The organism is Citrobacter sp. XY323 (assembly GCF_025106035.1).
Lineage (GTDB): Bacteria > Pseudomonadota > Gammaproteobacteria > Enterobacterales > Enterobacteriaceae > Citrobacter > Citrobacter braakii.
Window position 1 is genome coordinate 67,098 of sequence record NZ_JANYUK010000003.1, and the last position, 23,931, is coordinate 91,028.

The 23,931-nt window shown below is 52.9% G+C and carries 23 protein-coding genes; 14 read left to right on the plus strand and 9 right to left on the minus strand.

What is annotated here, in order from left to right:
• Positions 1–7: 7 nt before the first annotated feature.
• Both sufE and N0B36_RS06140 read left to right on the plus strand, forming a co-directional pair.
• The gene (gene sufE, locus N0B36_RS06135; RefSeq protein ID WP_103766237.1) at positions 8–424 is read left to right on the plus strand and encodes a cysteine desulfuration protein SufE; all 417 of its coding nucleotides are present in this window, start codon (positions 8–10) and stop codon (positions 422–424) included.
• Positions 425–542: 118 nt separating this feature from the next.
• Positions 543–1,547 carry a L,D-transpeptidase family protein gene (locus N0B36_RS06140; RefSeq protein WP_016152911.1) on the plus strand — a complete coding sequence of 335 codons (1,005 nt, stop codon included), beginning with the start codon at positions 543–545 and terminating at the stop codon, positions 1,545–1,547.
• 68 nt (positions 1,548–1,615) lie between these two features.
• Here the strand turns inward: N0B36_RS06140 and lpp are convergent, their stop codons facing one another.
• Both lpp and pykF read right to left on the minus strand, forming a co-directional pair.
• On the minus strand, positions 1,616–1,852 hold the full coding sequence (gene lpp, locus N0B36_RS06145) for a murein lipoprotein Lpp (protein WP_003029373.1): 237 nt from the start codon (positions 1,850–1,852) through the stop codon (positions 1,616–1,618).
• A gap of 309 nt (positions 1,853–2,161) precedes the next feature.
• Complete coding sequence (pykF, locus tag N0B36_RS06150; RefSeq protein WP_016152912.1) at positions 2,162–3,574, minus strand: pyruvate kinase PykF; 1,413 nt, start codon at positions 3,572–3,574, stop codon at positions 2,162–2,164.
• 576 nt (positions 3,575–4,150) lie between these two features.
• Between pykF and N0B36_RS06155 the strand changes: the two genes are divergently transcribed.
• Genes N0B36_RS06155 through N0B36_RS06165 form a run of 3 tightly spaced genes read left to right on the plus strand, consistent with a single transcriptional unit; the run spans position 4,151 to position 6,668 of the window.
• Positions 4,151–5,173, plus strand: a complete 1,023-nt coding sequence (locus tag N0B36_RS06155) for a methionine ABC transporter ATP-binding protein (protein ID WP_016156371.1) — start codon at positions 4,151–4,153, stop codon at positions 5,171–5,173.
• Positions 5,166–5,834, plus strand: a complete 669-nt coding sequence (locus N0B36_RS06160) for a methionine ABC transporter permease (RefSeq protein WP_016152914.1) — start codon at positions 5,166–5,168, stop codon at positions 5,832–5,834. The genes N0B36_RS06155 and N0B36_RS06160 overlap by 8 nt, the downstream gene beginning before the upstream one ends.
• A 21-nt stretch (positions 5,835–5,855) precedes the next feature.
• Positions 5,856–6,668 (plus strand): MetQ/NlpA family ABC transporter substrate-binding protein, encoded by an 813-nt coding sequence (locus tag N0B36_RS06165; RefSeq protein ID WP_003029358.1) that lies wholly within the window; start codon positions 5,856–5,858, stop codon positions 6,666–6,668.
• A 74-nt stretch (positions 6,669–6,742) separates the two neighbouring features.
• Here the strand turns inward: N0B36_RS06165 and ttrA are convergent, their stop codons facing one another.
• The 3 genes from ttrA to ttrB are packed head-to-tail and all read right to left on the minus strand — an operon-like array spanning position 6,743 to position 11,564.
• Entirely contained in the window at positions 6,743–9,814 is a 3,072-nt protein-coding gene (ttrA, locus tag N0B36_RS06170) for a tetrathionate reductase subunit TtrA (protein ID WP_259686193.1), read from the minus strand.
• The gene (gene ttrC, locus N0B36_RS06175) at positions 9,807–10,829 is read right to left on the minus strand and encodes a tetrathionate reductase subunit TtrC (RefSeq protein ID WP_200049857.1); all 1,023 of its coding nucleotides are present in this window, start codon (positions 10,827–10,829) and stop codon (positions 9,807–9,809) included. Before ttrC ends, ttrA begins: the two co-directional genes overlap by 8 nt.
• Positions 10,830–11,564: a tetrathionate reductase subunit TtrB gene (ttrB, locus tag N0B36_RS06180; RefSeq protein ID WP_019076686.1), complete on the minus strand. Its 735-nt coding sequence runs from the start codon at positions 11,562–11,564 to the stop codon at positions 10,830–10,832. It abuts the gene before it with no gap.
• A gap of 227 nt (positions 11,565–11,791) precedes the next feature.
• Between ttrB and ttrS the strand changes: the two genes are divergently transcribed.
• From ttrS to ydhT, 9 genes are all read left to right on the plus strand, one after another.
• Entirely contained in the window at positions 11,792–13,525 is a 1,734-nt protein-coding gene (ttrS, locus tag N0B36_RS06185) for a tetrathionate respiration histidine kinase TtrS (RefSeq protein ID WP_259686200.1), read from the plus strand.
• Positions 13,500–14,084 carry a tetrathionate respiration response regulator TtrR gene (gene ttrR, locus N0B36_RS06190; protein ID WP_016152919.1) on the plus strand — a complete coding sequence of 195 codons (585 nt, stop codon included), beginning with the start codon at positions 13,500–13,502 and terminating at the stop codon, positions 14,082–14,084. The genes ttrS and ttrR overlap by 26 nt, the downstream gene beginning before the upstream one ends.
• Before the next feature lie 92 nt (positions 14,085–14,176).
• The gene (gene fumD / locus N0B36_RS06195) at positions 14,177–14,386 is read left to right on the plus strand and encodes a fumarate hydratase FumD (RefSeq protein WP_003029345.1); all 210 of its coding nucleotides are present in this window, start codon (positions 14,177–14,179) and stop codon (positions 14,384–14,386) included.
• 482 nt (positions 14,387–14,868) lie between these two features.
• Positions 14,869–15,495 (plus strand): ferredoxin-like protein, encoded by a 627-nt coding sequence (locus tag N0B36_RS06200; protein ID WP_038640293.1) that lies wholly within the window; start codon positions 14,869–14,871, stop codon positions 15,493–15,495.
• Between the two features lie 119 nt (positions 15,496–15,614).
• Positions 15,615–17,717, plus strand: a complete 2,103-nt coding sequence (locus N0B36_RS06205; protein WP_019076689.1) for an aldehyde ferredoxin oxidoreductase — start codon at positions 15,615–15,617, stop codon at positions 17,715–17,717.
• A gap of 10 nt (positions 17,718–17,727) precedes the next feature.
• Positions 17,728–18,393, plus strand: coding sequence for a YdhW family putative oxidoreductase system protein (locus tag N0B36_RS06210; protein WP_016156378.1), 666 nt, complete (start codon positions 17,728–17,730; stop codon positions 18,391–18,393).
• Positions 18,394–18,457: 64 nt separating this feature from the next.
• On the plus strand, positions 18,458–19,126 hold the full coding sequence (locus N0B36_RS06215) for a 4Fe-4S dicluster domain-containing protein (protein ID WP_016152923.1): 669 nt from the start codon (positions 18,458–18,460) through the stop codon (positions 19,124–19,126).
• Complete coding sequence (phsC, locus tag N0B36_RS06220) at positions 19,123–19,908, plus strand: thiosulfate reductase cytochrome B subunit (protein WP_259686194.1); 786 nt, start codon at positions 19,123–19,125, stop codon at positions 19,906–19,908. Before N0B36_RS06215 ends, phsC begins: the two co-directional genes overlap by 4 nt.
• Positions 19,909–19,959: 51 nt before the next feature.
• Entirely contained in the window at positions 19,960–20,724 is a 765-nt protein-coding gene (ydhT, locus tag N0B36_RS06225; RefSeq protein WP_369707199.1) for a protein YdhT, read from the plus strand.
• A 9-nt stretch (positions 20,725–20,733) separates the two neighbouring features.
• Here ydhT and N0B36_RS06230 read toward each other — a convergent pair whose 3' ends face one another.
• From N0B36_RS06230 to N0B36_RS06245, 4 genes are read right to left on the minus strand one after another with little or no spacing between them, the layout of a single operon-like run.
• Positions 20,734–21,411, minus strand: coding sequence for an amino acid ABC transporter permease (locus N0B36_RS06230; protein WP_016156380.1), 678 nt, complete (start codon positions 21,409–21,411; stop codon positions 20,734–20,736).
• Complete coding sequence (locus N0B36_RS06235) at positions 21,401–22,186, minus strand: amino acid ABC transporter permease (protein ID WP_259686195.1); 786 nt, start codon at positions 22,184–22,186, stop codon at positions 21,401–21,403. The genes N0B36_RS06230 and N0B36_RS06235 overlap by 11 nt, the downstream gene beginning before the upstream one ends.
• Positions 22,186–23,004 (minus strand): amino acid ABC transporter ATP-binding protein, encoded by an 819-nt coding sequence (locus N0B36_RS06240; protein WP_200051752.1) that lies wholly within the window; start codon positions 23,002–23,004, stop codon positions 22,186–22,188. The genes N0B36_RS06235 and N0B36_RS06240 overlap by 1 nt, the downstream gene beginning before the upstream one ends.
• 1 nt (position 23,005) lies before the next feature.
• On the minus strand, positions 23,006–23,839 hold the full coding sequence (locus N0B36_RS06245; RefSeq protein ID WP_200079907.1) for an ABC transporter substrate-binding protein: 834 nt from the start codon (positions 23,837–23,839) through the stop codon (positions 23,006–23,008).
• Between the last annotated feature and the right edge of the window lie 92 nt (positions 23,840–23,931).

Consider the following 23,931-nt stretch of genomic DNA (forward strand, 5'->3'; position numbering starts at 1 on the left):
AGGCGTTATGGCTGCGCTACCGGATAAAGAAAAGTTGTTGCGTAATTTTCTGCGTTGCGCTAATTGGGAAGAGAAATACCTGTACATTATTGAACTGGGTCAGCGTTTGCCGGAATTAAACGACGTCGATCGTAATACGGAAAATAGCATCCAGGGCTGTCAAAGTCAGGTATGGATTGTCATGCGTCAGAATGCTGAAGGAATTATTGAATTACAGGGCGACAGCGATGCGGCAATTGTGAAAGGGCTTATCGCTGTCGTATTCATTTTATATGACCGCATGACGGCCCAGGATATTGTGAATTTTGATGTGCGTCCGTGGTTTGAAAAAATGGCGCTCGCACAGCATCTCACACCGTCTCGTTCACAAGGGCTGGAGGCGATGATTCGGGCTATTCGCACCAAAGCCGCAACTCTTAGCTAAACTGATAAAACACGTCAATTTTCAGCTCGACGTGAAAGAGTGAGGTAGTGCAACGCAGTGACTCGTAGGCCGGATCGGGCGCTCGACGCCGTCCGGCAGGAACGCCAGGGGGGTGAGTATGAAACGCGCGTCTGTTATTACGTTAATGCTAATCGGCGCTTACAGCGCTATTCAGGCCGCATGGGCGGTCGATTATCCTTTGCCTCAGGCGAACAGCCGTCTTGTTGGGCAAAATCAAACTTACACCGTGCAGGAAGGCGATAAAAACCTACAGGCGATTGCCCGTAAGTTTGATACCGCCGCAATGCTGATCCTTGAAGCCAATAATACGATTGCCCCCGTACCTAAACCCGGAACGCTGATTACTATTCCCTCGCAATTACTGCTACCGGATGCACCACGAGAAGGCATTATTGTGAATCTGGCGGAACTGCGTCTGTATTACTTCCCGCCGGGAGAGAATATTGTTCAGGTTTTCCCAATTGGTATCGGTTTGCAGGGGCTGGAAACGCCGGTAATGGAAACCCGGGTTGGGCAGAAAATCCCGAATCCGACCTGGACCCCTACAGCAGGCATCCGTAAACGCTCTTTGGAGCGCGGCATAACATTACCGCCGGTAGTACCTGCCGGGCCAAATAACCCGTTAGGACGCTTTGCACTGCGTCTGGCGCATGGAAACGGTGAATATCTGATCCATGGCACCAGTGCGCCTGACAGCGTGGGACTGCGCGTAAGTTCTGGGTGTATTCGCATGAACGCGCCGGACATCAAAGCACTGTTTGCTCAGGTCCGGACAGGAACGCCGGTTCGGGTGATTAATGAGCCGATAAAATATTCGATAGAGCCGAACGGAATGCGCTATGTCGAGGTGCATCGACCGCTGTCGCCGGAAGAGGAGCAAAACGTCCAGACCATGCCGTATGTGCTGCCAGCCGGTTTTACCCAGTTTAAAGACAATAAAGCCGTGGATAACAGTTTGGTGGAAAGAGCCTTGTATCGTCGTGCGGGCTATCCGGTCACCGTAACGGCCGGGCAAGCGTCGGTCGTAAGCAATGGCGCGGAAGTGAAGTCTGCACAGAATGGCGTGCCGGGAGAGGATGCAGAGGTGCGCGCTACGCAATAACAGGGAAGGGAAATTCAGAGCAAAAAAAATGGCGCACAATGTGCGCCATTTTTATTACACAGATACTATTACTTGCGGTATTTAGTAGCTGCGTTGTCCAGACGCTGGTTAGCGCGAGCTGCGTCATCTTTAGCAGCCTGAACGTCGGAACGCATTGCGTTCACGTCGTTGCTCAGCTGGTCAACTTTAGCGTTCAGAGTCTGAACGTCAGAAGACAGCTGATCGATTTTAGCGTTGCTGGAGCAACCTGCCAGCAGAGTAGAACCCAGGATTACCGCGCCCAGTACCAGTTTAGTACGATTCATTATTAATACCCTCTAGATTGAGTTAATCTCCATGTAGCGTTACAAGTATTACACAAAGTTTTTTATGTTGAGAATATTTTTTTGATGGGAATGCACTTATTTTTGATCGTTCGCTCAAAGAAGCATCGAATTGTGCAAAAACGGCTAAAAACCCGAGTGAAAACAGAAAGCTTCCATCGGATTCATCTTAGATAATCACGGATTAGATAGTGAAATCCGATTTGATTTTTTATTAATTGTAGCTATCGATAAAATAAAAAAAGCGCCACCAGGGCGCTTTTTTAAGCAAATTAATTCGCGTTGGAATTATTACAGCACGTGAACGGATGCCGTGTTGGTCGTGCCGCTCGGAACCAGTGCACCGGAAACCATCACCACAACGTCACCTTTCTGAGCCAGACCGCTTTCCAGAGCGACTTCTTTACCCAGACGATAGAAATCATCGGTAGAGCTGATTTCTTTAACCACCTGTGCAACTACGCCTTTGCTCAGCACCAGCTGACGCGCGGTAGTTTCGTTGGTGGTCAGCGCCAGGATGGTGGCATCCGGGAAGTATTTACGTACTGCGCGAGCAGATTTACCGCCCTGGGTTGCTACAACGATCAGCGGAGCATCCAGTTTTTCTGCAGTTTCAACCGCGCCACGGCAAACGGCTTCGGTGATGCGCAGTTTACGGCTGTCGTTGTTGAAGTCCAGACGGCTGGTCATCACGCGGTCGGTACGCTCACAGATGGTTGCCATGATGGTGACGGCTTCCAGCGGGTATTTACCTTTTGCAGACTCGCCAGACAGCATTACTGCATCGGTACCGTCGAGGATGGCGTTCGCTACGTCACCGGCTTCAGCGCGGGTCGGACGCGGGTTTTTGATCATGGAGTCCAGCATCTGGGTCGCAGTGATAACGACTTTACGTGCACGGATACATTTTTCGATGATCATCTTCTGCGCGAAGATAACTTCTTCAACCGGGATCTCAACGCCCATGTCGCCACGAGCAACCATGATGCCATCAGATGCTTCGAGGATTTCGTCGAAGTTGTTCAGGCCTTCCTGGTTTTCGATTTTGGAGATGATCTGGATGTTTTCGCCGCCGTGCGCTTTCAGGTGCTCACGGATTTCAACGACGTCAGAACGTTTACGGATAAAGGATGCTGCAACGAAGTCAACGCCTTGCTCGCAACCGAAGATCAGGTCCTGTTTGTCTTTTTCAGCCAGTGCTGGCAGCGCGATGGAAACGCCCGGCAGGTTAACGCCTTTGTTTTCGCCCAGGTCGCCGTTGTTCAGCACTTTACAGATAACTTTATTACCTTCGATAGCGGTAACTTCCATGCCGATCAGACCATCGTCAACCAGAACGGTATTGCCGACGGACAGATCTTTAGTGAAGCCTTCATAAGTAACAGCAACGATTTCGTTGTTGCCGACCACAGATTTGTCGGTGGTGAAGGTGAAGGTCTGGCCCGCTTTCAGGGAAACGTCGTTACCGCCTTCCAGTTTGATGGTACGGATTTCCGGACCTTTGGTGTCGAGCAGGATTGCGGCTTTCTTGCCGGTTTTGCTCATGACGTTGCGCAAATTCTTGATGCGCTGACCGTGTTCTTCATAGTCCCCATGGGAGAAGTTCAGACGCATGACGTTCATGCCCGCGTCCAGCATTTTGGTTAACATCTCTTCGGATTCGGTTTTCGGACCGATGGTGCAAACAATTTTCGTCTTTTTCATGACAGTCTTAGTCTTTAAGTTGAGAAGGATATGGAAATCTGGCTCCCGCCGCGCACGGACGGGAAGCTAAACCTGAGTTACGAAAGTTGTGATGCCTCGCACTAAGGATAGGTGACATCGAAAGAGCGTGCAGAGGAATGTGTGCTTGTGTTTCAGCCCAACGGGATGGTGAGTTTTGTAGTCGTTGAGTTTTACAGGTCAATGTGCTGAAACCATTCAAGAGACAATTGGCGCGCATTATACGCTGAAAATTATCAAAAAGGAAAATGGAAACATCGTTTCAAAACACTTCTGTGCAGTTTTACAGAAAATATTCATTAATTTGTTTCCAGGTATGGATAAAGAGGTTATTCGCAGCAGCATTTGTTGCGCAACAAGGTGTAATTGTCATCCCAATCCCTGACTTTTTGTGTATAACGCCGACCAAACCAACATATTTCTAAAAGTTATATCAAATGCGTTTTAATTCATTTTAAAAGCCAATCTCACTGATTACACTCGTTTGGACATCCATACTGCTAAACAGCCAAAAGCGCTAGCAGCAGAACAATAAGCAGCAGCGGATACCTAAACGACATGATTGTCCTGAAAAATATTTCGAAAGTGTTTACGCCAGGCAGGCTTGCCATTACCGCTGTCGATAACGTCAACCTGACGGTTGAACAGGGACAGATTTACGGAATTATTGGTTACAGCGGGGCGGGGAAAAGCACCTTAATACGCTTACTTAATGGTCTGGAAAAACCGACTTCAGGCAGCGTAACGATTAACGGCCACGATATCTCTGCCGCCCGTGGGGAATCTTTACGTCAGGCGCGACTGAAAATCAGCATGGTGTTTCAACACTTCAATTTGCTGTGGTCACGAACGGTTAGTGAAAATATTGCGTTCTCTATGCAAATTGCTGGAGCACCAAAAGCATCAATTAAAGCGCGAGTTGCTGAACTGATTTCGCTGGTGGGGCTGAGCGGTCGTGAAAATGCGTATCCGTCCCAGCTTAGCGGTGGGCAAAAACAGCGGGTAGGAATTGCCCGTGCGCTGGCGAACAATCCTGACGTTCTGCTGTGTGATGAAGCCACCTCGGCGCTGGATCCGCAAACTACCGATCAGATCCTCGATTTGCTGCTCGATATTAATCGCCGCTTCAAATTAACCATTGTGCTGATCACGCATGAAATGCACGTGGTACGCAAAATCTGCGATCGCGTCGCGGTAATGGAAAACGGCAGGGTCGTTGAGGAAGGCGACGTGCTCAACGTCTTTACCCATCCCCAACAGCCGATCACCCGACAGTTCGTTCGTCAGGTGAGTCAGTACACCGAAGAAGACGAGTTTAACCCACAGTTGGCCCGCGAGCTGGGCGGTGTGGTGATCAAGCTAACGTTTACCGGGCAACGTACGCATCGGCCTGTGGTTGGCGAATTGACCCTGCGCTATGGCCTGCCGTTTAACATTTTACACGGCAAGATGACGCAAACCGCACACGGTGTGTTTGGTCAGCTTTGGGTGCACGTTGTGGCCTCTGAGGAACAATTGAACAATATTTTGGCCGATCTGCGCCAGAGCGACATTGAAGGCGAGGTGATAAACCATGGCTGAAGAACTGTTTCCTCATCTGAAGTGGGAGCAACTGCTGGCAGCAACCCAGGAAACGCTCTACATGACGGTCCTTTCTGGCGCAGCGACCTTTGTCCTGGGCGTTGCACTTGGTCTGGCGCTGTTCCTGACCGCACGCGGCGGACTGTTTCACAATCGCGCGGTGTATAGCGTTATTTCGCTGGTGGTGAATATCTTTCGTTCCATCCCGTTCATCATTTTGATCGTGCTGCTGATCCCGTTTACCAAAGCGATGGTTGGCACCATTCTCGGCGCTAATGCCGCGTTGCCTGCGCTGATTGTAGGGGCGGCACCGTTTTATGCGCGTCTGGTCGAAATTGCCCTGCGTGAAGTCGACAAAGGGGTTATTGAGGCGACGCGTTCGATGGGCGCACGGCTAAGCACGCTTATTTTTCGGGTTTTACTGCCGGAATCCTCTCCTGCTCTGGTGTCCGGGATCACCGTGACGCTGATTGCGCTGGTCAGCTACAGCGCGATGGCAGGGGTGATTGGTGCCGGTGGTTTAGGGAATTTGGCCTATCTGGAAGGATTCCAGCGCAACCACAGCGACGTCACGCTGGTGGCGACGGTGACGATTTTGCTCATTGTCTTCATCATCCAGCTTTGCGGCGATGTGATCACCTCTCTGTTAGATAAACGCTAATAAAATACGGAAACCATTATCATGAAAAAATCACTGACGTTACTCGCCGCAGCAACCTTAAGCGCCCTGAGCTTTGCCTCCTGGGCCGATACTCTGACCGTTGGCGCCTCAAACGTGCCGCACGCGGAGATCCTTGAGCAGGCTAAGCCTATTCTGGCGAAGCAGGGGATCGATTTAGAGATTAAACCGTTCCAGGATTACATTCTGCCCAACACCGCGCTGGCTGGCCGTGAGATTGATGCTAACTACTTCCAGCATATTCCGTACCTGAACAGCGTGATTAAAGATCATGCGGGCGATAAAACCTATGATTTCGTCAGCGCCGGAGCGATTCACATCGAGCCAATTGGGATCTATTCGAAAAAAGTGAAATCGCTTAAAGATCTGCCGGAAGGCGGCAAGGTCATCATGCGCGATGCGGTATCTGAGGAAGGCCGTATTCTGTCGATTTTCGAAAAAGAGGGCGTAATCAAGCTGAAGCCGGGCGTGGATAAAGTCACCGCGCGCATTAGCGATATAGTCGAGAACCCGAAAAAACTGAAGTTCCTGCCTAACGTGGAAGCCGCGCTGTTACCGCAGATGTATAACAACGACGAAGGCGATGCGGTGGTGATTAACGCCAACTACGCCATCGACGCCGGGCTGGATCCGGTAAAAGATCCTATCGCCGTCGAAAGTGGTGAAAACAACCCGTATGCCAACATCATTACAGTGCATCGTGGCGACGAGAAGAAAAAAGATATCGTGGCGCTGGTTGATGTCCTGCACTCAAAAGAGATCCAGGACTGGATCCGCACCAAATATAAAGGTGCGGTGATCCCGGTAAATAACTGATCCGCTGGCGTTGCCTTATCCGGCCTACGACGTTCTGTAGGCCGGATAAAACGCGTTGGCGTGGCCATCCGGCGCTAGAGTTTCACTCGCTCAATCCTCGCTGGTAAACCCTGGCGCACCGCTGCACCTGACACCCAGTCAAGCCAGGTATTGGCTACCTGCCGGGTAGGATCCGCAAAGCCCAAATCGTTGAGATTAATCCCCGACCTTATTTGTGCGTCAAACGCCATCGGCTTGCCGTCGAGCGTATGCTGCGACGCGCCCATTTCTTTATGCCCATAACCGTGTTCAATGGCGATCACGCCCGGCATCACGCCATTAAGCAGGCTTATCTGCGCCTGCGCCTGACCGCCAGGCGTGGTGATACGCACCATATCGCCATGCGCTAAACCATATCGTTGACCATCCTGCGGATTAAGCGCCACCAGATTAACCGGCTTCAGATGATGCAAACGAGGGATCACCGCCGTGGCGCTGGACATGGTATTGGATTTAAAAGAAATCAGTTTCAGCGGCCACTCTTGTTCCGGGAACAACTCCTCGACCGCACGCCCATCTGACAGTCGTGAAGGATACCAGGCCGGGCAGCCGCTGTAGCGCTCGCCGGTAATTGCATGGCGGTGCGCGGCGACGTCCGCATTCCAGATTTGTAGCGGTTTTCCCCACGCATTGCCTATCCGATTCTCAACCCGCCCGCTGTTGTCTGGCGCAAAACGCCCACCGCGGGAGTAGATAAACGCCACCCGGCTGATTTCATCGGTTTTCAGCGTTTGGGTCATCACTGGCACGATCCGCTGTACCCCAGTCAGCGCTATGTCTTCCGGTTGCGCTTCAGCGACCGGCGCTTTGCCCATAAACGCAATATTGGCGGCGAGTCGCAGGTAGTAATCTTCCGCACGATTCAACGGATAGTGATTGCCCTGCGGATCGGTAATCGCATTGTTACCAAATCCGGGGAGCCCGATACGTTTTGCCACTGCGATACAGAAAGATTCCATCGAGGCGGGTTGACCATCAGCGGTACTGCTGGTTGCCGCTGTCACTACCGGCCAACGCGCGGTGGTGGCTTTACTGGCAACGCCGGCCCACGGGGCGCTGAATCCCCAACTTTCGAAGTTGTGGGTATCTGGCACGATGTAATCGGCCAGCGCCGTGGTTTCGTTCATAAAGGCGTCAATAGCGATAAACAGCGGCAGACGCGCAGGATCCTTGAGCTTTTCTTCCGCCACGCCGCGCAACCCTGCGATGCCGTAGAACGGGTTGGTCATGTTTGAGATCCAGGCTTTCAGCGGATAAGGGTAGCCTTCCAGCGCCGAGACGAGGAGTTCGGTAAGCTGGCCTGCGACAAACGGATACCACGGGGCTTTGGCCGGGAAGGGCGATTGTCCGGCCGCCACCTTATTGCGATACTCTTCGGAAGACTCATAAGCAGTTTTACTGCGCGCGATGCTTAATCCTTTTGGTTTTACCTTCCCGGCGAAGCTGTCCATGTTGTAGCGCGGACCGTCGATGGCGCCATTGAACTTGCCGCCGCCGACAAATACGCCGCCTTCAAGACTGAGATTGCCAATCAGCGCATTGAGCATCATCACCGCCCAGGCGTTATAAAATCCATTGCCTGCCATCATTCCACCGTGCGTAATCACCGCCGCCTGGCGGCCATGGCGGGTAAACGCGTCGGCTAGGGCGCCAATGTCAGCTTCAGACACACCGCATTGCTGGCTGTACTGCGTCAGCGTTAGTTTCCCAGCGGACTCTTTCAGACACTGGAAGCTGCTTTTTACCGTCACCGTCTGACCGTCTGCCAGCGTGACCTGGCGGGTGACGAACAGCTGCGCGCGTGGGCAACTGCTGGCGGCGACAATTTCGCCGGCCTCGTTAATGACCACCGGCACCTGAGCGGCGTTTGCGCTCAGGTGCGCGAGGGTTAAATGCTGTCCGGCAAGGGTTGGAAGCTCATCGGTAATCACCAGATGCGTGGCGTTAGTCCAACTTTTTTCCCCGGCCTGCTGCATGGCCTGTACGCCGGGAATGGTGAGATAATCGGCGTTATAACGCTGTTTTTCGATAATCCAACGGATCATCCCCATCGCCAGCGCGGAGTCACTTCCCGGTCGTACAGGCTGCCAGTGGCCGCGATTGTCAGCCTGCACCGTGGTCAATGGCAGGGCCGGCGCCACCACCACATAACGGAAGTCGTCGCGTAAACGGGCGCTGGCCAGTTGGCGAGCCTGGCGCTTAAACGGGTTACCGGATTGCGCCGGAGACGTTCCCATAAATAGCGCGAATTTGACGTTGTCCCAGTCGGGCTTCACGTGGGTATTTTTATCCAGATCGCCCATTAACGCACCGGAACCGGCCCGGTATGCCAGACCACAGTAAGCGCCATGAGCGCCGAAGTTTTTACTGCCAAAACTATTTAATGCAAAGCGGCGCAAAAATGAATCACGTCCTTCATCGCTGGTATTGGTGACCAGCAGTTGATTGGATTTAGGGCCAAAGCCGGGATGCCTGGCATCAAGTGGCGTGTTGGTGTCATGGATTGCCCGCAAGCCGTCAACGTGGCCTTCACCAAACAAGTCGCCGCCTTCCACCACCTCTTTGATCAGCTGTTCGAAGCTGATGCTCTGCCATTTTCCCTCACCGCGTTTGCCGACACGTTTCATGGGCTGGAGAATGCGTAACGGGCTGTATAAACCTTCAAGTAAGGTTGCGCCACGGGCGCAGGCCGTGGAACGCGCGTCAAGACCCGTTTCGCCCGCCAGTTGTTCCATTGCGGTGGCAAAGGGGACGGAGGCGTCAATATGGTGCTCGTGAGACAATGGGTGATAGGGGTTGCCTGCAATGCGCAACACCTTGCCTTGTTCGCTGTCAACGCGCACCCGCACGCCACACTGCGTCCAGCAGCCGAAGCACTGCGTCATGGAGATAACCTGCTGCGGGTTCTGCTGCCAGCGCGGCTGGGCATTGGCTTCGGGGATGAGGGCGTTACCAAAGATGCGGTCTCGGGTAATTTTGCCCGAGGAGCCGTCCAGCAAACCGTCTATCGCGCGCTTTGCCACATCCCGATAACTCAGGCCAAAAGTCACCATGCCACCTACGGCAAGGCCTACTTTAAGCCACTGACGACGGGTTAAATTAGCCATGTTGCATTCTCCTTGCGATCGCGTTCAGGGCTTCACGAACAATAATGATCAGTGCTATCCACAGGCCGAAGGTGCCCACAATGGCCAGCCAGCCATCGGTACCACCGGGCAGGGTGTAAGGATTAAACAGCGCGTTAAATTTCGGTATGGTCTGCACCTGGATAAGTAACGTCCAGCGCATCAGCCAGCACAGCGCCATCGCGCTAAATGCAAGTAATATGCGCAGCGGCAGTGATAAGGGGTTACGGAGCACCAGCCCGCACAGGACAAGCGAAACAAGCCATAGCGCAACCCAACCGATGGCGTAGTGTCGTGCTAACGGGGCAACGTTCAGCCATTGGCGAATAGCCGAACCGGAAAGCGTATTGCCGCTCACCCATATCACCACGACCAAAGCCAGTACCATCAGGGTGACTGTCTGCCCCCACGCCAGTTTGCGGGTCAATGTTCCCTCGCTTTTTGTCGCGGCGATGAGCAGGGCGAGAAACGTTTGCAGCGCGCTGAGGAACATCGCAACCGGAAAGGCGTAGCTGAACCAGACAGGACGCGCCTGCACTACCGACACTTCGCGGCCGGTGTATACCAGCAACCCGATGGCTGACAAGGCGCTACCTATCGCCAACCACTTAGTGACACTGTAACTTTTAAGCGTTAACCGTTTAACATGCTGCGCCAGAAACCACAGACCTAAGAAGCCGGTAAATAGAGGTAAAAACAGCGCGCCCCAGGGCATCCAGGACCATGGCGTCGGCCAGGCGTAGAAATGCCAGACGCGGGCGGTTTGGTGTAAGTCAGCGGTCAGCGCCAGCGGCGCGGTAATCGCGCAGGTCAGGGCGATTAACAGCGTCAGGTTTTCCAGTTCCGGCATCTCTTGTTTACGCCAGTGAAGTACGCAGGCGAACAGCGCGGCGCAGGCGGCAATGCCGATGAAAAAGAAATATTGTACGGCCCAGGGTAACCAGCTTACGTCCTGGGGATGGGCCAGAACCTCTTCAATAACCAGTGAATGGTTCATTTAAACCTCCTGCCAGAGAGCGGGTTGAGCACGTCCCATCAACGGGGTTACAAACGCTTCGTCCAGACCCAGATAGAACACGTGCGGTGATGTCCCGTTTTCCGGTTTCAGGACTTTGATGGCGTCATGGTGTTCACGCAGCATTTGAGAAATCCGGCTGTGCGGATCTTTGATATCGCCTATGATGCGCGCGCCGCCGACGCAGGATTCCACGCAGGCCGGGAGCAGGCCAGCTTCGAGGCGATGAACGCAAAAGGTACATTTATCGGCGGTTTGTGTTTCATGGTTGATGAACCGCGCATCATAAGGGCAGGCCTGCACGCAGTAGGCGCAGCCCACGCAGCGCGTGTTGTCGACCACCACAATGCCGTCTTCGCGTTGGAAGGTAGCCTGTACCGGGCAAACGGGCACGCAGGGAGGATTATCACAATGGTTGCACAGCCGCGGCAGCAGGACGTTGGTGACGCTCTGCTGACCTTCAATCTGCACCTGGTACTGGTTAACGAGGGTGCGAAATTCACCCTGCGGCGTCTGGTTTTCAATGGCGCAACTGACAGTACAGGCCTGGCAGCCGATACAGCGTCGCAGGTCAACCAGCATGGCGTAGCGATGCTGAAGTGAGCCTTCATGGCGTTCAGGCGAGAAGGGAAATTGCGCCTGAGCCAAGGGTACCAGTGATGCGCCAGCGGTCAGGACGCCCAGTTGCTGGAGAAACTGCCGTTTACTGCTGTCCATATTTTCTCCCGTCACGATGCAACAACGAAACATTGGTCACGCCGTTGGTTTGCGTGTGATGAATAAAGAATCTTGATGATTTACAGTGTAAAAATCGTGACGGGGGGTACTCTATTGTGGTTAACCACATACCCGGCTTGTTGTTGATCTAAAACAACATAATTGACAGGGATAATTGAGTGGGACGCAACGTAGCAAAATGTCTGACGGTGCTGGTATCGCTATGGATGCTAAGCGGTGTGGTCAGGGCTCAGACATGGAACATTGGCGTTTTGGCGATGCGTGGGGATATCTCCACGCGTAATCACTGGCAGCCGCTGGAGACCCTGTTGAATCAACAAATTCCCGGCGAACAGTTTCACATTCAACCACTGGACCTGCGACAGATGCAGGAGGCGGTGAATCGTGGAACGGTACAATTTGTGGTCACTAATCCGGCGCAATTTGTTCAACTAAACAGCCGCGCTGCGCTACGCTGGCTGGCGTCACTCCGTTCTACTCGCGGGGGGAAAGCCACCAGTAATGTGATTGGCAGCGCGATCCTCGTCAGGCGCGATAGCGGGATAACCTCCGCACACGATCTGATCGGCAAAACGGTGGGTGCCATTGACGCTCAGGCATTTGGCGGCTATTTGCTGGGATATAAAGCGCTCAGCGATGCCGGGCTGCGCCCGGAGCGCGATTTGCGCCTGACGTTTACCGGATTTCCCGCCGATGCCTTACTCTATTTATTACGCGAAAAAGCCGTGCAGGCGGTGATTGTGCCGGTGTGCCTGCTGGAAAAAATGGACGAAGAAGGGCTTATTCGTAAAACAGATTTTACGGCGGTGCTTAACCATCCAACGTCGATACCCTGTTTAACCAGTACGCCGCTCTATCCTGACTGGTCATTTGCGGCACTGCCTGCGGTAAGCGACGAGCTGGCCGATCGCGTCACGCGGGCCCTGTTCAATGCGCCGCAGAACTCGACGTTTCGCTGGGGGGCGCCCGCCTCGACCCGCGAGGTGGAAGCGTTGCTGCGCGATGTCCGCCAGCATCCGCAGCAGCGCCAGTTGTGGCTGGATGTCAAAAGCTGGTTTATTCAACATCGGCTGGCGATGGGGGCCGCGGCTCTTGTACTGTTGTTGCTGACGCTCAATTACATCTGGGTGATGTTGCTGGTCCGCCGACGCGGCAGGCTGTTGGAGCGAAACAACGTATTGTTGCGCAAACAGGAACAGGAGCTGGAAACCGCTCGCCAAATGAGCGTGCTTGGCGAGATGACGTCGGGTTTTGCCCACGAGCTCAATCAGCCACTATCGGCTATCCGTCATTATGCGCAGGGCTGTCTGATCCGCCTGCGTAATCAGGATCAACAGCATCCGCTGCTGCCCGCGCTGGAGCACATTGATACCCAGGCGCAGCGGGGGGCTGATACGCTGCACAATCTACGCCAGTGGGTCAGCCAGGCACAGGGCAATCCGGTGATGACCGATGACTGGCAGGTCGTCAACGTTCATGATGCTATCCATCACGTCTGGCAATTATTACGCATGCCCCAGCAATTTCCGGCGGTAGCGCTGCAAACGCAGATCGGTAAGGCGTTAACATTAACGTTGCCGAGTGTTCTCCTCGAACAGGTACTGGCCAATGTGGTTCTCAACGCCGCCCAGGCGGGGGCAACCACCGTGTGGTTTAGCGCTCAGCGTGAGGATGGTGATGTGAGTATTCAGGTGCAGGATAACGCCGGAGGTATTGATGAGGTGCAGCTGTACCAGGCTTTTCAGCCGTTTATGACCACCCGTAAAGAGGGCATGGGGCTGGGGCTAGCCATTTGCCAGCGGCTGGTGCGCTATGCAAACGGAGACATTGAGATCAAAAATCATCAGGCTCCAGATGAAAAAGCGGGCGTTGTAGTGACATTACATTTTAAGCAAAACCCGGAGGGAGGCCGTCGTGGCAATCATTCATCTGCTGGATGACGATATTGCCGTCACCCAGGCTTGCGCGTTTTTACTGGAAAGTCTGGGATATGAGGTGTGTTGCTGGGAGCAAGGCGAAACATTCCTCGCTGAGGCAAATCTGCACCAGGTGGGCGTACTTTTGCTGGATATGCGTATGCCTGTACTGGATGGGCATGCTGTGCATGAAGCCATGCGCCAGCGTGAGAGTACGCTGGCGGTGGTATTTCTCACCGGGCATGGCGATGTGCCGATGGCGGTTGAGCAAATGAAACGCGGTGCGGTCGATTTTTTGCAAAAGCCGGTTTCCGCCGCGCCTCTGCAAGCGGCGTTAGAGCATGCAGTGCAGATTTCTCACGCCGCCTTTTCGCGACAAGAGATCGTGGTTTGCTATCAGCAGCTTACGCCAAAGGAGCGAGAGCTGGCGCGACTGGTAGCAAAAGGGTTAATGAATCGGGAAATTGCTGATGCCATGAATATTGCCGTGCGCACGGTTGAGGTTCATCGGGCGCGGGTGATGGAAAAAATGCAGGCGGGGAGTCTTGCTGAACTGGTTAATCGACTGCAGAGGATTCAGTAAATTTATGACATTTATTTGATTTTCATTGAATTTTGTCTAATCCGTCAGACTGATATATGCTGTTGGTTTGAGTTAATGACGAGCGGGAAAAAATGGGAAATCAGACCAAAGACGATGAGTTGTACCGTGAAATGTGCAGAGTAGTCGGTAAAGTAGTGCTGGAAATGCGCGATCTGGGACAAGAGCCTAAGCATATCGTCATTGCGGGAGTACTGAGAACCACCCTCGCCAACCAGCGCGTGAAGCGCAGCGAGTTAGAAAAACAGGCTATTGAGACCGTCATTAAAGCATTAGCCGGTTAATCCACAAAAAGAGGATGGTGGTCTCGTTCGCCGTCCTTTTATTCTCGTCACGTTAATCTATCAATATATATAATTTAGTGCTGCAATTAGAGGAGTAATCTCCGCTGTATATTAATTTATATCCCGGATGATATATAAAAATATATATGCGAGTAGAGTCACAAATATTTGCAAAGCATGTGAAATATTATTTCAACTTATCTTAATGATAATAAATCTCACTCCGCATTTATTATTTCACTTCCGTTTTTTAATTGATGACGATCAAAACTATGAGCGCTGAATAACCACATTATCTTTACGCCTAACCCTAAAGGATTAGATTCATTCAGTTTAACCACCGTCATTTTACGCGATCAGGTTAGGGCAAAAATTTACGTGTTGTTGGCAACATTAACCGCCCGAAATGGCTTGAGTTGCACGGGTTTAATTTAGCCTGGAGGGGTTGCTAACACAGCGTTTGCGAAGAGGATGCGAAATAAATGAATCAGGTTGATCGTCCATTTTTAGATTGTGGTTTAACGCGGCTTGAATTTCTGCGGATATCAGGAAAAGGTTTGGCGGGATTAACCATCGCCCCTGCACTGTTATCACTTTTTGGCTGTAAGCAGGAAGATATCGACAGCGGTACCGTGGGGCTTATCAATACGCCGAAAGGGGTGCTGGTGACCCAGCGAGCGCGCTGTACTGGCTGCCACCGCTGTGAAATTTCCTGTACCAACTATAACGATGGTGCCGTGGGGACTTTCTTTTCCCGTATAAAAATCCATCGCAACTACTTCTTTGGCGATGATGGCGTCGGGTCCGGTGGCGGACTGTATGGCGATTTAAACTATACCGCTGATACCTGTCGTCAGTGCAAAGATCCGCAATGCATGAAGGTCTGCCCCATTGGCGCTATTACCTGGAAACAGGAAGACGGCTGTATTGCGGTGGATCATAAACGTTGTATTGGCTGCAGCGCTTGTACCACCGCCTGCCCGTGGATGATGGCGACCGTGAATACCGAAACAAAAAAATCCTCAAAATGTGTGTTATGTGGGGAGTGCGCCAATGCTTGTCCGACTGGGGCATTAAAAATTATCGAGTGGAAAGATATTACTGTTTGATAGATAGCAGGTATGCCTGATACGCGTCATTAATTGCCAAAAATATCGCAGTTTTGCAAAAAAAACTGCCTGAAGGATGGCGGGTATATCTATTAAACCTTCTTGCAAAGGAAAACATGATGGCTAATGGTTGGACAGGTAATATTTTACGGGTCAATCTCACCACGGGGAATATCACCCTTGAAGATTCCAGTAAATTTAAAAAATTTGTCGGCGGGATGGGCTTTGGTTATAAAATTATGTACGACGAAGTCCCGCCAGGCACCATGCCTTTCGATGAAGGGAATAAACTGGTTTTCGCCACCGGGCCATTAACGGGCTCTGGTGCCCCTTGTAGCTCCCGCGTCAATATCACCTCCTTATCGACTTTTACCAAAGGCAATTTAGTAGTGGATGCTCATATGGGCGGCTTCTTCGCTGCGCAAATGAAATTCGCCGGTTACGACGCCATTATTATCGAAGGCAAGTCCGCGACGCCTGTCTGGATCAACATTAAAGACGAAAAGGTCAGCATCGAAAAAGCCGATTTCCTGTGGGGTAAGGGAACGCGCGCCACAACCGAAGAGATTTGCCGCATTACCAGCCCGGAAACCTGCGTCGCCGCTATTGGTCAGGCGGGTGAAAATCTGGTGCCGCTCTCCTGCATGATCAACAGTCGCAACCACAGCGGAGGCGCCGGTACTGGCGCGGTAATGGGGTCGAAAAACCTGAAGGCTATTGCGGTAGAAGGGACCAAAGGGGTCAATATTGCCGATCGCAAAGAGATGAAGCGGCTCAATGATTACATGATGACCGAGCTCATCGGTGCCAACAACAACCACGTTGTGCCAAGCACCCCGCAGGCCTGGGCAGAATACTCTTCGCCAAACTCGCGCTGGACGGCCCGTAAGGGACTGTTCTGGGGCGCGGCAGAAGGGGGACCAATCGAAACCGGGGAAATCCCGCCGGGTAACCAGAATACCGTGGGTTTCCGTACCTATAAATCCGTGTTCGATCTGGGGCCAGCCGCTGAGAAATACACGGTCAAAATGAGCGGCTGCCATTCATGCCCCATTCGCTGTATGTCGCAGCTCAATGTCCCGCGGGTGAAAGATTTTGGCGTGCCAAGTACCGGCGGTAACACCTGCGTGGCGAACTTTGTCCACACCACCATTTTCCCCAATGGCCCGAAAGATTTCGACGATAAAGACGATGGGCGCGTGGTGGGAAATCTGATTGGTCTGAACCTGTTTGACGATTATGGCATCTGGTGTAACTACGGGCAGTTGCACCGTGATTTTACTTACTGCTATTCGAAAGGCGTCTTTAAGCGCGTACTGCCAGCTGAAGAGTATGCGGAGATCCGCTGGGATCAGTTGGAAGCGGGCGATCCTCATTTTATTAAGGATTTTTACTACCGATTGGCGCATCGCGTGGGGGAACTCAGCCATCTTGCGGACGGATCGTATGCCATTGCTGAACGCTGGAATTTGGGCGAAGAGTACTGGGGTTATGCCAAAAATAAACTGTGGTCGCCGTTTGGTTTTCCTGTCCACCATGCAAACGAGGCCTCTGCACAGGTGGGAGCGATCACCAACTGTATGTTTAACCGTGACTGTATGGCGCATACCCATATCAACTTCATCGGTTCCGGTTTACCGCTGAAATTACAGCGCGAAGTGGCGGGCGAGCTATTTGGTTCGCAGGATGCATACGACGAAACCAAAAACTACACCCCAATCAATGCCGCCAAGATCAAATATGCCAAATGGACGCTGCTGAAAGTCTGTCTGCATAACGCGGTTACGCTGTGCAACTGGGTGTGGCCGATGACGGTTTCACCACTCAAGAGCCGTAACTATCGCGGCGATTTGGATCTGGAAGCAAAATTCTTCCAGGCGGTCACCGGCGATGAAACCACGCAGGAGAGTCTGGACCTGGCCGCTGAACGCATCTTTACCCTGCACCGTGCCTATACGGTCAAATTGATGCAAACCAAAGATATGCGCAATGAGCATGATCTCATCTGCTCCTGGGTGTTTGATAAAGATCCGAAGATCCCGGTCTTCACTGAAGGGACCGACAAGATGGACCGGGAGGATATGCGTCAGTCGCTGACGATGTTCTATCAGGAAATGGGCTGGGATCCAGAGCTGGGTTGCCCAACGCGTGAAACCCTGAACCGACTCGGACTTGAAGATGTAGCCGCTGATTTGGCTGCACAAGATCTGTTGCCGGCGTAAGGAATGCGAGATGACTAACGTGAGCGACGTTCTGACCCCCGTTGAGGCGTTTCCTGACGAAGTGGATAGCCGAAAGAGACAGTGGCTGCAGGCGTTTCACCCGCCTGTAGAACAGATGAATGCGCCCCAGGTTCAGGAACCAGCCAGCCCGGAGTTGATTGTGGCAGATTTTATCCGTCAGCATTCAGCATCGGGGCAACTGGTGGCGCGCAGTGTCTTTTTGCTGCCGCCTTATTCGGTTCCTGAAACCGATCTTTCCGCGCTGCTGGATGTGCTGGGCCAGGACGCGAATGGTGCGGATATCACCTGTGTGCAGGGTGCGGAAGAAGCATATTTCTATTCGACGCAAACCATGACGGCAAATTACGCCGACATGTGTGTGCAGGTGGTGGAAAACGACATCTGCCGTGCGATTGCCGAGGCGGTACGCTTCGACTGTCGAACGTATCCTCGCCCTTATAAGGTCGCCATGTTGACGCAACCGCCGTATCGCTTTGAGTCTCAACAGATTGCCGCTGCGCTCACGGCCATGGAAACGCATCCCGATTATGCAGATATACGGACTGTGGAATCGTCAAATGCGGAGCCTTATTTGTTCAGCGAACGTTTTATGAGTTATGGCAAAGCGTACGGCCTGTGCGAATGGCTTGAGGTTGAGCAGTATCAGAACCCCTGAATTATTCAGGTTGATGTCATGGAACGTGTGGACGACCACTGTCACAGTATTAGAGGATAACCCGATGTCCTTCACCCGACGAAAATTTGTCATTGGCATGGGGACGGTGATTTTTTTCACTGGCCCAGGTCAAAATCTGTTAGCGAGTACCAGGAGTTCTAAAGACGTACATTACGTCATGATTCACGATGAATCACTGTGTAACGGATGTAATATCTGCGCCCGCGCATGCAGGAAAACCAACCATGTTCCTGCGCAGGGTAGCCGTTTGTCGATAGCTCATATTCCGGTTTCGGACAACGACAACGAAACGCTGTATCACTACTTCCGTCAGTCCTGCCAGCACTGTGATGATGCCCCCTGTATTGAGGTGTGTCCGACCGGCGCCTCATGGCGAGATGACAACGGCATTGTGCGGGTAGACACGTCTTCCTGTATCGGCTGCAGTTACTGTATTGGCGCGTGTCCTTATCAGGTGCGCTATCTCAACCCGCAGACCAAAGTGGCGGATAAATGCGACTTCTGCGCTGAATCTCGTCTGGCGAAAGGTTTCCCGCCGATCTGTGTTAACGCCTGCCCGGAACATGCGCTGATTTTTGGTCGCGAAGATAGCCCGGAAATTCAGACCTGGTTGAGAGAAAATAAGTATTACGAGCATCAACTTGCAGGCGCCGGGAAACCCCATCTGTATCGTCGGTTCGGTCAACATTTGATTAAAAAGGAAAATGTATGAACGCGTCGCAGAATGCCGAACAGTTTCACGCCCAGCTTGCGCAGTATGTTCCCCTGTTTTCACCGGACTACTGGCCTGTGTGGTTGGTCATCGCCGGGTTAATGCTGGTGGGGATGTGGCTGGTGCTGGCGCTACACGCCATGCTGCGCTTTCGGGCCGCACATAACGCGTCGGCAGGGCATGGTGAGAAAGTCTATTTATACTCGAAGGCCGTTCGTTTGTGGCACTGGTCGAATGCGCTGCTATTTCTGCTACTTCTGGTCAGTGGCCTGGTCAATCACTTCTCCGTCGTCAGTGCGTCGGTGATGAAAAGCCTGCTTACCGTGCATGAGGTCTGCGGCTTTTTGCTGCTCGCCTGCTGGATTGGCTTTGTCCTGATCAATCTGATTGGCGGCAACGGGCATCACTATATTATTCAACGTCAGGGCTGGATCGGACGAGCGCAAAGACAAACGCGTTTTTACCTGTTTGGCATTATGCAGGGCGAGTCACACCCATTCCCGGCATCAAAGCGTTCTAAATTCAACCCGCTACAGCAGGCGGCCTATGTTGGCGTGATGTATGGCTTACTGCCACTGCTGTTGATCTCAGGGTTGTTATCGCTCTATCCGACGGTTGTCGGTGACCTGTTCCCCGGCGTGCGTTACTGGTTGCTCCAGGCGCACTTCGCGCTGGCAATAATCAGTCTGTTTTTCATTTTTGGGCATCTTTATCTCTGCACGACAGGTCGTACGCCGGGCGAAACCTTCAAGTGTATGGTGGATGGCTATCACCGGCATTAAGCGATGATGATTACGCGAAGTGACTTACGGGCCTGGCGCGTTGGGCCCGTAATGTATCGCTGGTTTCTACGCGCGTTTCCAACTGGCGGAAGCTACGCTGATGTCCATCGTGCGCTCCAGCGGGAAGGGTATACAGACTGGGCAAATAGTCTGGTGGAATACGGCTGGTCAAAATGGCGGGAAGAGGCGAGTTTTGCCCAGCAGGATATTCGCGCGATGGGGAATATTTCCCGTGTGCAAACGGCGGGGGAAATCAGCCCTCCGCTGGCGAGTGCGGAAGATAATGCCCGATTCAGTTGTGCAGGCGATAACGTTAAAATCACCAGCGCCGGGTATGCCGCACAGATCGCCAGCGCAGGTTACAGCGCACGTATTGGTAGCGTAGGCTATAACGCGCATATCGGCAGTTCAGGCGATCGCGGGCGAATTGCGGTTGCGGGAAATTCGGCACGTATCAGTAGCGTGGGTGACGGGACGCGTATCGCCAGTACCGGCATGCGCGTACGCATCAGTTCGCTCGGCGACAGAAACCGGATTGCCTGCGGTGGTGATTTAACCCAGTTGGCCTGTTTTGGCGCAGAGTCTAAAATCGCCAACTGCGCCGACAACATCCACATTATTGCCAGCGGAGAGAACGCCGTTGTTGCCAGTACCGGTGTTGTCGATTCGATAATACTCGGTCCCGGCGGCTGCGCGGCGCTAGCCTATCACGATGGCGAGAGAATGCGTTTTGCGCTTGCCGTTGAGGGGGAAAATAACATTCGGGCGGGCGTGAAATATCGGCTCAACGAAGACCACCAGTTTGTGGAATGTTGAGCCGTGATCTCATTTTAACGCGAAGCGGCGTTGGGTGATTTTCTCCAGGCTCAGGCACAGCAGGTAATAGACCAGTCCGGTAAAGATAAAAATGGCTGCCGGATAGATTTGTACCCGGCTGTTAACCTGACCCGCAACCGTTGTGAGTTCCGGCACGTTAACGATAAACGCCAGCGACGTGTCCTTCAGTAATCCAATAAAAATCCCCGTCAGCGATGGCAGTACGTTACGCAGCACCTGCGGCAATAAGATAAGCCACAGGGCCTGATACGGGCGAAAACCCTGAACCACGGCAGCATCATATTGCCCGCCAGGCAGCGCGCTAATTCCTGCATACACTGAGTGCATGACGGAGGCGGCGGTGAACCATGCCAGCGCCAGCGTCACGGTAACGGCTCCGGGGAGATCGCTTCCGGTCAGCATGGGTAGCAAATACCACATCCAGAAAATCACAAAGATTAGCGGAATGCCGCGAATAAACTCCGCCCAGATAAACAACCCGTTGCGAACCGTGCCTGGAAAACGCCAGGCGCAGCAGGCAAGAACTATCCCACCAGGCAAGGCCAGCAGCGCCGCGCCGAGAGCCATCAACAACGTGAGCAGAACGCCGCCGGGTTGTCCCTGGGCCACCCGTCCCCACAGGAGATAATCAAGATTGTCGGTAATGACCGAAATATTAGCGATCATGCAGTATGCTCCTGACGCTGAAGATACGCGTTTTAACCTTTAACGATTTACCCGATGCCGGCCGTGGGCCAAGACGCGTAAGCAGCATACCCAGAACGATGCCTGTGAACAGATAGAGCGCAGTGCCAACAGCAAAGGCTTCCAGCGCGTGCGCGTTGTAGCTCTCAATTTGCCGCACCTGGTAGGTTAGCTCAGCAAATCCAATACCACTGGCAAGCGAGGAAAGTTTCATCAGGTTAAGGTATTGCCCAACAATGGGTTGCCAGGCGTTCGCCAGTCCCTGAGGGAGCAGAATGTGACGAAACGTCGCCCAGGATGAAAAACCCTGCGCCACGGCAGCCTCACGTTGTCCGGCAGAAACCGCCTGTAAACCAGAGGCGATCTCCTCGACCAAAAATGCCGAGGTAAATACGCCCAGCCCCCATGCTGAACAGATAAACTCTGGTGTTAACCACCAGACATCGCCTGGCAGAATAGACCAGGGATGCTCTGCATTGATGAAGGTAATGACGTTGCGGGGCAGCCAGTTCCATGCGGCAAAATACCAGAACATCAGTTGCACCAGTAAAGGCGTGTTGCGAAACACCGAAACCCATACACTGACCACCGCTTTGTTGAAGCGATTGCCCGTCAGACGCAGGCCGAGTAGGAAGATGGCAATGAGCGTGGCGAGTACGACACCTGCCAGTGTCACCCAGAGCGTGGTGAGAAAACCGGAAATTATCCATTGCAGAGGTTGCCCGCTCAGCACTCCCTGCCAGTCCATTGCAAGCATTATAGCGATGACTCCTGGTGTAACGGGTCGAGCACTTTTTTCAGGAAACGCTGGGTTCTCGGGTGCTGTGGCCGGGTGAAAAAATCCTCCGGCGCGGCCACTTCAAGAATTTCACCGCCATCGATGAATACCACGCGATCGGCAATCTCACGGGCAAAATGCATTTCATGGGTCACGACGATCATGGTGATACCGCTGTGGGCCAGGTTTTTCATCACCTGTAATACTTCGCCGATCATTTCCGGATCCAGCGCGGAGGTGGGCTCATCAAACAGAAGGATTTGCGGCGATGAGGCCAGCGCGCGGGCGATGGCCACGCGCTGTTGCTGCCCACCGGACAACTGTGCGGCATAGGCGCTCGCTTTTTCTGCCAGTCCCACCTGATCCAGCAATTCGAGTGCCCGACGCGCCGCTGCCGCCTTGTTCCAGCCGTGAACATATTCCAGCGCCAGCGAGATGTTCTGATGCGCTGTCAGATGCGAATAGAGATTGAATTGCTGAAAAACGAAACCGATACGGCTGCGTAACTGGCGTAATGCTGCCCCGCGCAACTGACTAATTGGTTTGTCATCAATGAAAATCTCGCCACCGCTGAGCGACTCAAGCTGATTGATAAGGCGTATAAGCGTGGATTTTCCCGAGCCAGAAGGGCCCAGAATAGTCACAACTTCACCGGGTTCAACTGACAGGCTGACGCCGTTAAGTACGGTGTGAGTGTCAAACTGTTTGATGACATTGCGCAGTTCGACGCTTGCCTGGCGCAAATGGGTAAAATCCACCGCGGAAACTGCACAACGATGAAACAGGGCTGAGAGCATATTACTTCGCTTCTATTTTAAAGGCGCGGGGTTGCGGGTTTTTGGTTTCAGGGCCAAACCAGACATCATAAATTTTTGCCGCCTGCCCGGTAGATTCCAGCCTCAAAAGCTCATCATTGACGGCTTTTAACAGCGCTGGCTCACCTTTTTTCACTCCCACGCCAATCTCTTCTTTGCTCAGCAGGTCTGGCAGAATTTTGAAATCTGCTTTATCCGGCGCACCGCTTAATAGACCGGCCAGAATCGTACTGTCCTGGGTGATGGCCTGAACATTGCCATTGCGTAGCGCGGTTAACGCCAGTGGAATATCGTCGTAGGCCAGCACACGCGACTGCGGGAAGCGCTGATGGAGCGCCTGCTCACCGGTAGTGCCTTTCACCGCACCGATTCGCGCTTTGCTGTATGCATCGAGCTGGTCCGGGGATTTGGCCGGTACCAGGAACTGCTGCCCGGTAACAAAATAGGGGACGGAGAAGTCAATGACCTGCGCCCGCTCAGGCGTAATCGTGATATCCGCCACGATTAAATCGGCTTTACCGGATTGTAATAACGGAATGCGGTTTGCCGGATTAGTCGCTACCAGTTCCAGTTTTACGCCGAGGGATTTTGCCAGCGCTTCAGCAAAATCAACGTCATAGCCGACAATCTTATGCGTTTTGGCATCGACGGAACCAAACGGTGGATTCGCGTCGAATGTCGCAACTTTTACTACGCCTGCGCCTTTGATATCGGCCAGTTGGTCAGCCTGAGCCTGCGAGGCGGCAATGCCGGTGGCCAGCAGCACGCCGAGTGCCAGCAGTGTTTTTTTAGCGCGGTAAGTTTTCGTTGCCATCATGATGTAAATCCCTGTCGTTTTTGGTTTGTGCTTTTTACGCTCCCATAACTTACGTTCAGGACAAAATAAGAAAAAATTCTTATCTATTTACA